Raw genomic sequence first — 14,453 nt, 5'->3', positions numbered from 1 at the left:
CCTTTCAATAGGGTGTCAGCTCCAGGAAAGCCGCCTCTCTATTTCATTTCCCAAGATGTTATAGAAGGAAGAAAGACGATAGCCTGGCAGCTGCTCACCGTTATCCCCCGGAAAGCTGCAACCTGGTACAATGGAAAGTTGTTAGAAGGAAGGTTGACAATAGCCGGAGGACCTCGAGCGCCGCTTGACCTTGCATTACTTAGAGTGCTTGCGGCCTCTTGGTTCCTATTGTCGCATCTATAACCGCATGCGAACAGGGCGCAAGTATGGCGACTTCACTTTTTGCTTGCGGAACAAAGAAAATGGCCCAATTGCTGTAAAATACAACAACTGGGCCATCAAACGGCTCATTGGCCAGCGGCCAGAGCTAAACTAGCTTGGTGCCAGCCCGTTTCGCCAGCTCATACAAATCTGCGCCTTTAAGCGCCCCCTCTACAAAGCCCGGCAGCAGCTGCGGCGTGCAGGCGAAGCATGGCGTTCCGTCACGGGAGAGCGCCTTGGCTATCCCTTCATCGTAGTAAGGCTCCCCGCCATCCGATAAAGCGAGCAAGCCCATCGTCTTCACACCGGATTCGCGCATCTCGCGCATACGCCGCACGAACGCGGCGCGGTTGCCGCCCTCGCACATATCCGAGATGAGAATAAAGATCGTTTTCGCAGGCTCTTCTATAAACTGCTCGCAATAAGCAACCGATTTGTTAATATCGGTGCCGCCTCCAAGCTGAATGCCAAATAACATATCTACCGGATCGTTGGCACACTGCTCCGTCAAGTCAACGACCTCGGTATCAAAGACAACAACCCGCGTACGCAAGGCCGGAATGCTGGCAAAAATCGAGCCGACGACCGACGCCCAAATGACAGAGTCGGACATCGAGCCGCTTTGGTCAATATCGAGAATGACCGTCCATTCCTGGCTTTTGCGCGCCCGATCGAAAAAGTAAAACTTTTCCGGAATGAGCTTGCGCCGCTCTTGATCGTAATGCTTCAAATTGCGCTGAATCGTCCGTTTCCAGTCCATCCCGCTGACCGATGGCAGCGGCGTATGCTGTCTGCGGTTCAGAGCGCCTGTCACCGCGCGGCGGATATCGCTTTCCAGCCGCTTCGCCAGCTCTTCTACAACCATTTGCACGAGCATGCGCGCCGTATCCTTCGTCTTTTCCGGAATTTTTCCTTTGAGCGACATCAAAGTTCCGACCATCTGAATATCCGGCTTCACCTTACCGAGCACTTCCGGCTCAAAGAGCAGCTGCTTTAGCCCCTTGCGTTCAATCGCATCATTCTGGATGACGGAGACGACATCTTCGGGAAAAAAGGTCCGGATATCGCCAAGCCATTTCGCCAACCGCGGCGCCGACCTGCCAAGCCCTGCCGAACGGGCTTCCGGCGTTCCCGATTCTACGTCTGTATCATCATACAAAGAGGCTAGCGCTTCATCCATCACTTGCTCTTCCTCGCTGAGACCGATCCCGCCGCCCTGGCAGTACGACTCCAGCTGCTGCTCAGCCGATTGGCCGAGGAGGAGCCGCCAACGTATCAATTGCTTTTGTCTTCGTTCATTGTTCATCGCTACAAATCTCCAAAATCAAAATCGTTCAAGTCGTCCAGCATCTGCTCCTCGGCCTCCTTCAACTCGCCGGTCAGCACTTCTGCTGCCGTCTCGGCGTCAACGCCCCAGATTTCGCCCAGCATTTCAGCGACCATCGTCTTCTCCCTGCTGTTAAAGCTGCTGAAGGCGCGGCGCAAAAAGACGAGCGCCCGGCGGAATTCCTCATCGTCAAGCTCTGCAATATACTCGTTCAGCTGCTCCCAAAGACTGAGCCGCGATAACAGGCCATACCGATTGCGCATCGACAGCCCCTCGAACCATCCAGCACCGAGATCGGCCGGCACGCCCGGCGACAGGCGCCGCGACACTTCCTCCGCACATTCGCTAACCGACAATTCGCCGCGTTCCAGCAAAATGGCGCAAGCATAGCCCGAGAGACGCGGATTACGGTCATCGCGGCTGGCGAGATGGTGCAGCTCCTTCACCCACAGCGCCTCATCGACGAGCTCATGATGCTCCTGGGCAATTTGATTCAGCTCATTGATCGCTGTCAGCAGCGCGCCCGAGGCTTCATCATTGCAGCCGCAGGCGTCGACGAGAAAAAGGCATGCCCGCAAAAACAGCTGCTCCAGCAAAGGCAAGAGCGGCGCTGTATCCAGCTTGCGAATATCGCCATATCCGATAATGATGGCCAGTTGATGCGCCGCGCCGGCAATTTGGCCGACATCCTGGCTGTCGATCGCCAGCTTCTGCAGCGTTTCGCGGGCAGCTTCCATTTGAGACAGCATCGCACACTCGCATGCCACCCGAATAAGAGCCGAGGCATCCGACACTGCTGTACAGCTCTCCAGCCGCTGCTGCAGCCGGAAGGCTGCGGCCAGCTCAATCGTCTCTCCGAGCAGCGTCGACTCTACCACTTCGATTTCAACTTCCGGCTTCCATTGTAAAACCCAATGTTCCGCCCAAGTCGCGCTATCCTGCCCGCTCGCCTGCTTTCTCGCAAATGTAATGCCGAGCAGCTGCATCCGGTGCAGCAGCACAGAACGGTGCAGGTCCAGATACGCTGCCTCTTCCGACTTGACACGGCGATTCTCCCGCAGATCGAGCGCCAGATCAGCGGCGACGGCCGACTTGTACTTGTCCAGCTTCAGCCTTTTGAATTGGCGATTAAGATCGTCCTGAATCGGCGTCTGGCTTACGCCCTCGGCCAATTCGCCGATTGCCGTCCCTACATCGGAGCTGGCTAGCGGCTCCGCGACAACGGACAGCTCGCCGTGTCCAAAAATGGATTGGGCCGCATCGTGCAGATCGCGCAGCGTTGGAGCGCTGCCCTCGTGAAGCGCGGCCAGCGACTGTGCCAGACGCACCGCTTCAATCACCTCGGCCGTCGAGCGGTGCGTGCCAGATTTGCGCAGCCTGCCGGCAACCTGCGACAGGTAGCGGTAAGCCAAGTCCTGCGGCTGCCCTTGCTCCATCGCCTCCCACATCATCTCGAAATAGAGCGGCGCCCGGTTGCCGGCACCGTAGCCGGACATCGACGATAAGCGATAATACGAATACGGCATTAAAGTAAGCTTCGTGTTCCTTTTCGGCAATGCGGCAAATTCAGCATCGGTCATCCCGGCAGGCAGCGTCGCCAATGCCGAAGCATGATACGCCCCGCAGACGACGACAATGCGCTCCGGGGCATGTCCTGCCGCAATTGCCGCTTCGATCTGCGATAGCATATACAGCTCGCGCAATGCATTGTAAGCATATTCTTTCCTGTCTGTTATCCATTCCTCTTCTTCCGTCCATTCGCGCATTTGGGCAGAGGAGGACAAAATAGCCTGACGATAAGCGTCGCGGCTCAAATTATGCTCATAATGCCGCTCCCAGTACATTTCATAATCATGCTCGCCCGCCAGCTCGGCGATCCGGTCATACAGCGAGCGGGAATGCAGGCGCTCCTCTTCCTGCGCTGCTGCCTCGCCGCTGTTGCCTTCATCGCCCTCATCGCGTTCGCCACCTTCATCGCTCCCGCGTTGCTCTCGTTCCAGCGCCAGCATGACAGAGGAGGGCAGATCGATAAAAGCGCAGTAAGCCCCCTGCTCTTCCGCCCATTTCATCGCCTGATATTCCGGCGAATAGACGGCGAGCGGCCACATCGCCGTCCGCATAGGCAGATCGGCAGTAAAGGCAAGCAGCGCGACAGGCGGTTTTGTTGCCTTGTTGACCAAGTGACGAATTTCCGGGGTGGCATCGGAGGGCCCTTCAATTAGTACAGCCGTCGGCTGAATATCGTGCAGGAATTGCTTGAGATGCTGCGCGCCGCCTGGTGACAGATGCCGTACCCCGAAAATATGTACCGCTCGCTCCGTCTTCCCGCTCACACTCACGAATTCATCTCCCTGCAAGCCTGATAGAGCCCGCGCCATTCGGCTCCGCGTTTCTTCATCACATTGTCCAAATATTCCTTCCATACGACCTGATCCTTGTCGTCGTCCTTGACGATCGCCCCTTGCAGTCCAGCAGCCAAATCTTCGTCGGACAGCTCGCCATTGCCAAAGCTCGCCGCCAGCGCCATACTGTTCGTCAGCAGCGAAATCGCCTCCGCTGTGGAGATCGTATTGCCTGGCGACTTCACTTTATTTTTCCGGTCGAGCGTCATGCCGCTGCGCAGCTCCCTAAAAATCGTCACTACTTTATGCAGAGCCTCATCGGCCGGCAAAGCGGCCTGCAAATCGTAGGACGCCGCAATTTCCGCCACCCGCTTCTTCACAATCTCCACCTCGGTCTGCAAATCGGACGGCGTCGGCAGCACGATCATATTGAAGCGTCGTTTAAGCGCGGCGGACATATCGTTCACGCCGCGGTCGCGCGTATTCGCGGTTGCAATAATCGCAAAGCCCTTTTGCGCGGAAACTTCCTTGCCGAGCTCGGCGACCGAAATCGTCTTCTCCGACAAAATCGAAATCAGCGCATCCTGCACCTCGGACGCGCAGCGGGAAATTTCCTCGAAGCGGGCAATTCCGCCCGCCTCCATCGCCCGCATAATCGGGCTGCGCACGAGCGCTTCCGGCGTAGGCCCATTGGCCAGCAGCATCGCATAGTTCCAGGAATAGCGCACCTGCTCCTCGCTCGTGCCGGCCGTTCCCTGCACCACCTTGCCGGAATCGCCATGAATCGCCGCTGCCAGGTTTTCCGACAGCCAAGATTTCGCCGTCCCCGGCTCGCCGATCAGCAGCAGCGCGCGATCGGTGACCAAAGTAGCAATCGCCATCTCCACCAGCCGGCGGTTGCCGATATATTTGGGCATAATGACGGTATCCCCTGCTTTACCCCCGCAAATGAAAGTGAGCACCGACTGGGGCGACATCCGCCAGCCAGTCGGAACTTTTCCTTTATCTGCCGCAATCAGCGCTTCCAGCTCGGCCGCATACAGCCGCTCGGCCGGCAGACGCATCAAATTTTGTTCAGCCTGCTCTTTTTTTCCCATTACTCATTTCCTCCCGCTCCCATTGTAGATACCAAATATTCCATTTGCTTTTTAGCATGATAGCGGAATTTCGGCAGGATAGCCTCCATCCGTTCCCGGTAAGATGCCGGCATTTGCATCATCATTTCCCAAATATGCCCTTCAATGCTGTACAGATCGTCGCGATTGCGCTTATCCTCCAGCGCCGACATAATCAGCTCGGACAGGTCTTCCGCTCCTATGCGTTGCAGGCCAAGCAGTAGATATCCGGCAAAACGGTTCCGCAGCTCGGGGTTTTTGGCCAGCTTGTAGCGCAAAAAGGTTTCCGCCTTGCTATGTCCAGGCACAGCCAGCAACGAGACGAGTTGCAGCTCATTGCGTTCGATGGCAAAATCCAGCCAGCGCATATCCCACTGGCTGTCCAACTGCTCTGCGTCAAGCCCGCGCAAGAAATAGACCATTTCCTGCTCGCCGGGTCCATCCCACGGCGCGTCGATATATTCGTAGCCTGTGTCCGCTACTTGATCCTTGATAAAATCCATCAGCTCGCGCACAAATTTTTTGCTGCGCTTTGCCTGTACCGTCCCCTCCGGGACCAGCGCAAACCGCTCATAGAATTGTGCAGGCGACAGCGTGCGGAAGGCGCCTCGAAGCCCGTATCCAATAAACTGGTCGTCCTGCCTTCCGATTTCTTCCAGAAGATCGACAGCTTCCGGCGTCCCGTAATCGGCCAAATATTCCGCCGCCCTGTGGGCCATAGACAAACATGGCGCCAGCAAAAACATCGGCTGCCGCAGCATGCCGACATAAATGTTATGCAGCTCTTCACTCTGTTTATTCGCAAGCCCCTGTGACAAATACCACAGCTGCTCCACGGCTTTTTCCTGCTTCTTCGCTTCCTGCTCAGTCGCAACGAGCGCCTCTGTCCTTGCTCGCAGCTCCGCGATAATCATGTTCATCAGCTGCAGCGAGTTGTTGTCTGCGGCAGCGATGGCCGCCAGCTCGGCGTCCTTGCCTGTCAACCCGGCAAAAATGCGGTTAACCGCCGCTTCCGTTTCTAATGCCGACAAAGCATTGAAAGCAGCTTCGCGCACCGCCTTTTTCTTATCCTTCGACCACTCGATCAGCTGCTCTTCATATTTTTCCAGCCCGTGCAGCAGGGAAATCGCCGCGACCCGCACCTCGTCCGCTCCCTCTTGAGCCGCGCTGTACAGCAATTCCTCGTTCCCATCACGGTCAATCCCAGCAATTACTTTCAATCTGCGGGCATCGAGCTTCCCGCCGGCCGGATTAAATCGCTCAAGCAGCAGCGGAATAATGTCCGATCCGAGCGAAGGCAGCACGGTAGCTTCCATGTAATCAGCAAGCTCGGCGTAAGGGTCGCCCAAAGCGGCGATCGCCAGCTCAATCATGCGCATATCATGGAACAGCCCCATCTCAAAAGCGTTGACGACGATCTCGTAACGCCCGCTCCCCGTTGTCGTCAGTGCCTCCTGAACCGCCGCCAGCTTCCGGTATGACGCCGAAGTCTGCAGTTTGGTCGGCTTGCTCGCAATCGGCTGCAGCTCTCCTGCAGGCGCCGTCGCTCCTTGCGTGTACAAAACCGATCCAAGCAATGAGCCCAAGTCCTGGAGCAGCTCGGTTGACGATTTACGCTCCCCGTTCTGCTGCTCCGGCTCGATCAAAGCCTGAATCATATCGCCGAGCCGCTTAAACACCGGCGCCCGCTCACCCAGCTTTTCAAATTGCGGCAGCATGCGTTTCAAGCGAAAATCGCCTGTCGCCAAATCGCTGCCGGCAATGTAGATCCGTCTTACTTCCTGGTGCAAATCTTGCAGCAATGCCGTACTCATTTGCATTGTCCTCCTTTGTCTGCCGGCCGATTAATAAAGCAGCCGCGTAATACGTGATTGACCAATAACAGAAAGCGGCTGTCCCAGCAATTGTCCGCTGTCCAGACAATGATGAAACATCACCAGCATCGCCGAATTTGCAAGCAGCTCCGGTTCCAGATATGGCAGCAAATGGGTCGTCCGTTGCGCGCTGCCTGCCGCGGCCGCATCGCCCAGCGTCAAATATTGCCCCTGCTCGTCGCCGATCACATATGTGCCTTCCGCCGTTTGGGCGGCAGAGGCAACATGCAGCAGCAGCACCGGACGTTTGTCTGCGAGCGGGTTTTTCAGCTGGTTTTTGACCAGCTTCACTACATCGGCATAGGAGCGGCGTGCTGCACTGGCAATTGCAGCATAATCCGCGTCCTGCAGCGGACGGCTGCTCAGCGACTCCCAGCGCACCCGGCGATTCAGATCACCGGGATAGCGGTACAGTTCCTTCACCGCGGCAACTTCAAAAAAGCTGTCCTCCTCGCGGATATGCTTGGCCGCCTTGTATGGACGGTAATGCAATGTTTTATGAATATCTCCAGCAGCAAGGTCCAGCCAAAAGCCCAAATCGACGAACTCCTGACGCCCGGCATCGTTATAGGATTGGAAGGAAAGCTGCACCAACTCGACATTTTCGCTCGTCAGCCCGCACTCCTTCAAATCGCTCAATTGCCATGCATGGCCCAGCCATTCCTCAATCGTCGTTTCGTGATCGGGCTTCATATCCGGTGTCTCCAGGCGGGCGGACAAGGTCGCTCTCCCTTTTTTGATCAATGCGTGCATGACAGTCAGCTGCTCCATCGCCTCTGTATAGACCGCCTCGCGGTCATCACCGGCTTCAGCCAGCATTAGCACCAAGCGTCGCAGCGCTGTCTGCGCTCCCGGCAAATAATAATTGCCCAGCTGCTTGACGTGGCCGTCGATTACTTTGACCGTCTTCTTATCAATTGTGCCGAGACCGCCGCGAACGAGTGAATCAACAACCTTTTCCAATAAATCAAGCCCTTCCAGTTGGGCGGTAATTTTCTTCTTCAGTGCAGACTTATTGACCTTCTTCGGTTTGGCCTCTGCGCCTTCAGCAGCTTTCTGCGCCTTTTGCTCCTCCCGTTTTTCCACCTTTTCACGCTTGGATAAAATATCTTCGGGTATTGGGGCAATCTCGAACGTCTCATTGCCCGCATAGGCGTACAAAAGTCCCAATCCGTGCTTGCACGGAAACTGCCGGCTCGGACATGAGCAACGAAATACCGGTTTATCCGGATCTATAAAATCTGCAGAGCATTGATAATTGGAGCTGCCGCTGCCTTTGCACTCGGCAAACAGAAGCGTCCCGTCCTCCGACTTGTTCAATTGGACAAAGCTGCGCTTTTTCACAAGCCCGCGCCCGTTTTTCACCGCTGAATCATTCGGAGCCAATGCATCTATGTATGACTCTGTCAGTGTAATCATTTGTCTCCCTCCTGGCTTCTCCTTGTTTTCCTCTCCTTACCATCATAACACGTCATATTCTGTCAGCTCCCCCGGCCAAAAGTCCTGTTTTGCGAACAAAAAGCGAACAAATTTTGAACAAATTATTCAAATGGGGGGACTTTTTGAGTTATGCCAACTTGCTGTATAGTCACAAAGTATGAAGGGGAGCTGCTGCAAAACCCTCCGGAAGGAGAACTTGCCTGGGTCAGCATGAATGAAGCGCTGGAGCTGCCGATGCAGCCCTGGTTCAAACGCCGCTTCCCGCTATTTTTCGAGCCGGGAACGTTTGAAATTTCAATCGTCTGGGATGAGGACTGCGGATGTGCAGTTGAGGAAGTTGAGGAGAAGATTACCCGCCTCGGATAGTGAAAAAGAAGGGGCTGAGGTACGATTGTTGCACAGAATATACGTCAGTAGAGTACATAGAGCTCAACCTTATAAGCTGATCTCGACTTCCTTTACCCCAATACTAACTGGATTTTATGTAGGTATATACGCCAGAACAGACGATTTGGCCGAACTAACTGGAAATCATCCAGCTAGTTCGGGCCAAATCGAGTCTATCCATCGCTAACTCCCATTCTAACTGTAGGTTTTCCATCTAGTCCGGCTATCTAACGAACAAAACAAAAAACGAACTGTAGGAAATCCATTTAGTCGGTACTCACCGGCCGCTCGCGCTGCCGCCATAACTGTACCATAACACTAAGATGATCGCGATGTGAGCCAGCAGCATAACCGGTATACCTACGGCAAACCGCGGGTGCTTCGTTTTATGATGGTAAATTCGCATCGCCAAATAAGCGCCTAAGGAGCCGCCGGCAAATGCCAGCAGCAGCAGCCTGCGTTCCGGTATTCTGCGATGCCGCTTGCGCTGGGCAAACGTTTTATCTTTGTGCATCATGGCAAAAGCCGCAATGTTCATCAAGAACAGGTAGACTGCCAGTACAATGGCCGTCATCTCCGTGCTCCATTCCATATTCGCATTCACTTGCCTTCCTCCTAATCCAATACCCAAGCCGCAGGCGGGTTATTGCCGCGGCTTGGCCCGCCTCGTAGCTACAGCTTCCAGCGGATTGTCCGGCCAGTAATGCTTCGGATAACGGCCTTTTAAATCTTTTTTCACTTCAAAATACGCATTTGCCCAGAAGCTTGCCAAATCGCTCGTCACCTGGACCGGACGCTGCGCCGGAGATAACAGGTGAAGTGTAATCGGCAGCTTGCCTCCGGCAATGCGCGGCGTTTCGCTCCAGCCAAACACTTCCTGCAGTCGTACAGCCAGCACCGGCAGTTCAGGATTGCTGTAGTCTACTGCAATCTTCGAGCCGCTTGGCACAACGATATGAGTCGGCACCTCCCGCTCTAACTGCTCCCGCTCCTGCCAAGAGAGCCTGTTTTCCAGTATCATGACAAGATTCAGCCTGTCAAGATCGGCCTGCGTGCGCATGCCGCCAATATATGGAGCGAGCCACTCCTCGGCCGCAGCCGCCAATGTAACGTCAGACACATCCGGCCATTCCGGATTGTAATGGTGCATGAGCATCATCCTTGCCTGCAGCTGCCGCGACGACTTCGTCCAAGGGAGCATACCTGCGCCGCGCGCCGAAATTGCCGCCAGCAGCGCCTGCGCAATCGCGTCCGGATCGGCATTGTGCAGCGGCCCTTCCTGCAGGACGATCGCCCCGATCCTTATCCGCTGACGCGCGCGCACAGCGCAGGCGCTATCATCCCATACGATCTCCGCCTCTTCGACGCATTGATCAGCACAATACTGCTTCAGCTCAGCCAGCGCAAGCGGCGCTGCCAGACGAATCCGGCTATCCGTGCCGGCATCCTCCAGCTCGGCTGCGACGATATAGGATACGGCTGACAATGGCTGCAGCTCGGCAATATGCGCTCCCCGGCCATTGCGCAGCAGGAACCGCCCATCGCTGCGCCGCTGAGCGATTCGGTCGGGATATGCAAGTGCCAGCAGCAGGCCGCAGCATTCGGCAGCTGCCTGTTTATCGCGCGCCCTCTTAACCCCGGCCGCACGCATCCATTCCTGCGCTTCCGCAGCTACCCGCCTCCATCCCGCGTCCTCCGCATCGGCTGCCCTGCTGCCGGATAGCTGCTGCAGCCGCTCCAGCCGCAGCCGCATATCGACATTGCGGGCTTCACTGCCGCGGAACAGATCGCGGTCACTAAGCAGAGCCGCCAGCTCGCAAGCTTCCGTACCATAGCCGAGCGGGATCGCCCGCAGCACCATATGAGCGAGGCGCGGGTGCATGCCGAGCGCAGCCATCGCTTTGCCATGCTCAGTCAGTTGTGCGGCCGGCCCCTTAATCGCCCCCAATTGCCGCAGTAGCTCCAACGCTTGTCCATAAGCGGCTTGCGGCGGCTGGTCGAGCCACTGCAGCTCGCCCGGATCTTGGACTCCCCATGCTGCTAACTCCAGCGCCAGCGGCGCAAGATCGGCTCCGGCAATTTCCGGCTCGCTATGCGCCTTCAGCCTGCGATGCTCCTGCTCGCTCCACAGCCGGTAGCAGACGCCGGGGGCTTCCCGGCCTGCGCGTCCGCGCCGCTGGTCGGCCGAAGCGAGCGATACCGGCTCCGTCTCCAGACGCGACATCCCTGTACGCGGCGAAAAACGCGACACCCGGCTTAGCCCGCAATCGATGACAATCCTTACTCCTTTAACCGTCACACTCGATTCAGCGATTGAGGTAGCCAGCACAACCTTGCGCGCTTCCCGCTCGCAGCCGGAGATCGCTTGGTCTTGCGCAGCCGGAGATAATTGCCCGTAGAGAGGCGCAATGCGAACGGCGGAAGGTAAATTTTTCGCAGCCAACAGCCTTTCCAGACGGCGGATCTCGCCGGCTCCCGGCAAAAACACCAGAATATCCCCTTCATGCTCCTTTAGCGCCGCTTCAATTGTCCGCGCCGCCAGTTCCTCAATCTCAGCATTGGCTGACTGTGCCGCATAATGCGTCACGACTGGAAATTGCCTCCCTTCGCTGACAACGACAGACGCCCCGCCGAGCAACTCAGCTACCGGGGCAGCATCCAGCGTCGCCGACATGACCAGCAGCCGCAAATCCTCCCGCAGCAGCAATTGCGACTGCAAAGCAAGGGCCAATCCGAGATCGGAATGCAAATGCCGCTCATGAAACTCGTCAAAGATGAGCAGTCCTACGCCTTCAAGCGCCGGATCGGCTTGCAGCAGGCGCGTCAGCACCCCCTCTGTTATCACTTCGATGCGTGTAGACGGGCCTACCTTCGTATCCATCCGTACACGGTAGCCGACCGTCTCGCCAGGCTGCTCCCCCAAAGAAGCAGCCATAAAACGGGCAGCCGACCGGGCAGCGATGCGCCGCGGCTCCAGCATCAAAATGCGCTGCCCCGCAAGCCAAGGCGCATCAAGCAAAGCCAGCGGCACTTTAGTCGTCTTGCCCGCTCCCGGCGCGGCTACCAGTACAATATTGTTATGTTCCGTCAGCCGCTCCTGCAGCTCCGGCAGCACGGATTCAATTGGCAATCGTTCCATCGTCTTCCCCTATCTGACTTACAATAAATTGATTAATTCGGGCGCGTGCTCCCGCAATACTTCCCGCTTAAAAGCGCGGCCGCTGCTTTTTTCCAGCTGCTGCATCGCCCCGATTACAGCCTGCCCGTCGCCATTAACCCTCCACATCGAGGATAAATATTTCGCTCCGCAATAATCATTCAAAATTGCTCCCCGCCCGAGCGACCGCTGAAAAAGCTTGGCACTGGCCCGGTAGCGGCCGACCTTGTTCAACGAGCAGCCCAAATTGTTGAGCGAGATGAGAAACGACTGCGAGGTCGCCCGCGATTGCTCGAAGTGCTTCAGGCTGCCGAGCAAATCTTCAGCCGGTTCACACTTCCCGGCAAAGGCTTGATATGTAGCCGGATCTTCCAGCAGCAGCTCTATTTTTTGAGTCATTGCATCGATAGCCGTCTCGTCATTGTGCAGACGGTGCCGCTCAAGCATCAAAGAATAAAACTCCATTTCGGCAAATTTGGCATTGCCCCATGACGGGTCCTCAGCGAGTAGCTGACGTATATTATTCAAAGCAATATCAAGCAGCGGCAAACGCTGGAGCATCAGACTGGATGCTGCCGCGGCGCGATGGCTTTCAAACCGCAGCCCCCGATTTTCGGCTTCAGCCGAGCTATGCTCACATGCATACAAATACCAGTCCGACCACGTATCAAAATGATTGCCGAGCGATAAAGTCAAGGCTTGCGTAGCATCCGACGCGAACCAGTGAAGATGCTGCGGATCAAGCGCCGCTTTTCCCCAAATTACAAACTCTTCATGATTGCTCCATAATGCCTCAACCTCCCGCATCATAGCATAGCTGTCCGACAAGTTCCAATACACCCAGCCTGTTTCGGCGGCAGTTAACGGATGACTACTTCTATAGTCGTGCAATAGATCAATAATTCCTTCATTGTTATCCTGCTGCAACAGCTCATGAAAACGTTGCTTGAACATCGTTCCACCTCTTTCACTGTAGCATTTTCATCACCTGGAGCCTATTATATCATTCCGGCTCGAATCCGGATCAAAATTATATTATGATGGAGAAATAGTTCTCATAGCTATCAGGTTGTATTTTGGAGGCGCATGAACATGAAAGAATTGCCGGTCAGAGGCCGTTTTGCCCCGACGCCCTCGGGACTTATGCATATTGGCAATGCCAGAACAGCACTGCTGTCTTGGCTGCAAATCCGCAGTCAGAACGGACAATTTGTGCTGCGGATGGAGGACATCGATAAGCCGCGCTCGCGTCCCGAGCTGGGTGCTCAGGCGCTTGCCGATCTCCGCTGGCTTGGTCTCGATTGGGATGAGGGGCCGGATACGGGCGGACCGTACTCTCCCTACGTACAGAGTGAGCGGCAGCGCCTTTATGATGAAGCACTGTGCAAGCTTGAACAAGCGGGCAAGCTTTACCCCTGCTATTGCAGCCGCGCGGAGTTGGCCGCGATCGCCAGCGCGCCTCACGGACTGCAAAGCGAAGGGCCAAGCTACCCAGGGACATGCCGCGCATTGTCTCGCGCCGAGCAGCAGGAGCGGCGCCGCCATAAAACGCCATCGCTTCGTTTTGCCGCCGCAGATGAACCGATCGCCTACTATGATCTTGCTGCCGGAGCGCAAACCTTCCCCGCCGGGGCTGGCGGCGACTTTATAGTAAAACGCGCAGATGGCATCATCAGTTATCAATTGGCCGTCGTGGTAGACGATGCTGCAATGGGCATTACGGATGTGTTGCGTGGCTATGATCTGCTTGATTCTACGCCAAGGCAATTAATGCTGTATGAAGCGCTTGGACTGCAGGCTCCCCGCTTCGCCCATATTCCGCTGCTCGTCGGCGAGGACGGACGAAGGCTTGCCAAGCGGCACGGCAGCATTGCCCTCTCCGCCTTGCGCGATCATGGAATCCCGCCCGAGAAAATCGTCGGCTTCCTCGCCGCCATTAGCGGGCTGCTTGAACGGCCAGAGCCTGTGCGTCCGTCAGAGCTGCTGTCCAACTTCGCGCTCAGCCGCATTCCGCGCCAACCAGTTGTCGTGACGGATGAGCTGATGCGCTCGCTTGTCGAGTAAACTTGTGTTTGGCCTCGTTGACGTCTGTTGCGATTCCTTACGGATCGAGGGTCACTAGCTTTGCATTAACATAATCGTAACGAATTTAACATCTGAAAACGACAAAACGAGAATCCTAACTGACAACACACATCTTCCCAGTCTTGGATACGTCAGTTTACCGGATTTCAACGCATTCGCCTTTGCCCAAACCATTGTTGGAGCTGCTCTTTGATTAACTTTGCGATTTTGCTGCCCGTTTGCTTGGCAATCTCTTTGGGCGAGGTCTAAGCTGCCGCTAACGAACCTGATAACTAAGCTTGACCCACATCGGTTCCATGAAATTCCAGCAGACTATTTGTGGAGTAGAACCTGCTATTTAGGCGCTTTTAGGCAAACCATATTCATTGAGTATTTCCAACGAAAAACTTAATGTGGAATAAAAATCCTTAAAAACTCCTTTTAAGGAACGTGTAGAAGAACCCTCTTCACTATAGAAATCAGCTT

At 55.8% G+C, this 14,453-nt stretch carries 9 protein-coding genes and 1 pseudogene; 2 read left to right on the top strand and 8 right to left on the bottom strand.

Annotated elements, in window-relative coordinates:
* Positions 1 to 367: 367 nt before the first annotated feature.
* From ACFQ0N_RS05950 to ACFQ0N_RS05930, 5 genes are read right to left on the bottom strand one after another with little or no spacing between them, the layout of a single operon-like run.
* A complete protein-coding gene (locus tag ACFQ0N_RS05950; RefSeq protein ID WP_379323803.1) occupies positions 368 to 1,567 on the bottom strand; it encodes a VWA domain-containing protein in 1,200 nt (399 codons plus the stop codon).
* A gap of 2 nt (positions 1,568 to 1,569) precedes the next feature.
* Entirely contained in the window at positions 1,570 to 3,921 is a 2,352-nt protein-coding gene (locus ACFQ0N_RS05945; RefSeq protein ID WP_379324289.1) for a DUF5682 family protein, read from the bottom strand.
* A 2-nt stretch (positions 3,922 to 3,923) separates the two neighbouring features.
* The gene (locus ACFQ0N_RS05940; RefSeq protein WP_379323801.1) at positions 3,924 to 5,027 is read right to left on the bottom strand and encodes an ATP-binding protein; all 1,104 of its coding nucleotides are present in this window, start codon (positions 5,025 to 5,027) and stop codon (positions 3,924 to 3,926) included.
* Positions 5,027 to 6,859, bottom strand: coding sequence for a HEAT repeat domain-containing protein (locus tag ACFQ0N_RS05935; RefSeq protein WP_379323799.1), 1,833 nt, complete (start codon positions 6,857 to 6,859; stop codon positions 5,027 to 5,029). Before ACFQ0N_RS05935 ends, ACFQ0N_RS05940 begins: the two co-directional genes overlap by 1 nt.
* 30 nt (positions 6,860 to 6,889) lie before the next feature.
* Positions 6,890 to 8,338: an SWIM zinc finger family protein gene (locus ACFQ0N_RS05930; protein WP_379323797.1), complete on the bottom strand. Its 1,449-nt coding sequence runs from the start codon at positions 8,336 to 8,338 to the stop codon at positions 6,890 to 6,892.
* Positions 8,339 to 8,503: 165 nt separating this feature from the next.
* Between ACFQ0N_RS05930 and ACFQ0N_RS05925 the strand changes: the two are divergent.
* Positions 8,504 to 8,725 (top strand): annotated as a pseudogene (locus ACFQ0N_RS05925) (NUDIX hydrolase); the annotation flags it as partial.
* Positions 8,726 to 9,023: 298 nt separating this feature from the next.
* On the opposite strand, the gene ACFQ0N_RS05920 reads toward ACFQ0N_RS05925, so the two are convergent.
* The 3 genes from ACFQ0N_RS05920 to ACFQ0N_RS05910 are packed head-to-tail and all read right to left on the bottom strand — an operon-like array spanning position 9,024 to position 12,857.
* Positions 9,024 to 9,350, bottom strand: coding sequence for a DUF1294 domain-containing protein (locus ACFQ0N_RS05920; protein WP_379323795.1), 327 nt, complete (start codon positions 9,348 to 9,350; stop codon positions 9,024 to 9,026).
* A gap of 39 nt (positions 9,351 to 9,389) precedes the next feature.
* On the bottom strand, positions 9,390 to 11,885 hold the full coding sequence (hrpB, locus tag ACFQ0N_RS05915) for an ATP-dependent helicase HrpB (protein WP_379323793.1): 2,496 nt from the start codon (positions 11,883 to 11,885) through the stop codon (positions 9,390 to 9,392).
* A gap of 18 nt (positions 11,886 to 11,903) precedes the next feature.
* A complete protein-coding gene (locus ACFQ0N_RS05910) occupies positions 11,904 to 12,857 on the bottom strand; it encodes a tetratricopeptide repeat protein (protein ID WP_379323791.1) in 954 nt (317 codons plus the stop codon).
* 132 nt (positions 12,858 to 12,989) lie between these two features.
* Here ACFQ0N_RS05910 and gluQRS point away from each other — a divergent pair, with 132 nt between their 5' ends.
* Positions 12,990 to 13,967 (top strand): tRNA glutamyl-Q(34) synthetase GluQRS, encoded by a 978-nt coding sequence (gene gluQRS / locus ACFQ0N_RS05905; protein WP_379323789.1) that lies wholly within the window; start codon positions 12,990 to 12,992, stop codon positions 13,965 to 13,967.
* Positions 13,968 to 14,453 lie beyond the last annotated feature (486 nt).

It is taken from the genome of Paenibacillus sp. GCM10027626 (assembly GCF_042676285.1).
Lineage (GTDB): Bacteria > Bacillota > Bacilli > Paenibacillales > Paenibacillaceae > Paenibacillus_Z.
This window is presented reverse-complemented; position numbering and strand designations above follow the sequence as displayed.

What these genes read in the sequence shown, in the direction of transcription:
- ACFQ0N_RS05950 (WP_379323803.1), bottom strand. Translation starts at nt 1,567, where the DNA reads ATGAACAATGAACGAAGACAAAAGCAATTGATACGTTGGCGGCTCCTC.
- ACFQ0N_RS05940 (WP_379323801.1), bottom strand. Translation starts at nt 5,027, where the DNA reads ATGGGAAAAAAAGAGCAGGCTGAACAAAATTTGATGCGTCTGCCGGCC.
- ACFQ0N_RS05935 (WP_379323799.1), bottom strand. Translation starts at nt 6,859, where the DNA reads ATGAGTACGGCATTGCTGCAAGATTTGCACCAGGAAGTAAGACGGATC.
- ACFQ0N_RS05930 (WP_379323797.1), bottom strand. Translation starts at nt 8,338, where the DNA reads ATGATTACACTGACAGAGTCATACATAGATGCATTGGCTCCGAATGAT.
- hrpB (WP_379323793.1), bottom strand. Translation starts at nt 11,885, where the DNA reads ATGGAACGATTGCCAATTGAATCCGTGCTGCCGGAGCTGCAGGAGCGG.
- ACFQ0N_RS05910 (WP_379323791.1), bottom strand. Translation starts at nt 12,857, where the DNA reads ATGTTCAAGCAACGTTTTCATGAGCTGTTGCAGCAGGATAACAATGAA.
- gluQRS (WP_379323789.1), top strand. Translation starts at nt 12,990, where the DNA reads ATGAACATGAAAGAATTGCCGGTCAGAGGCCGTTTTGCCCCGACGCCC.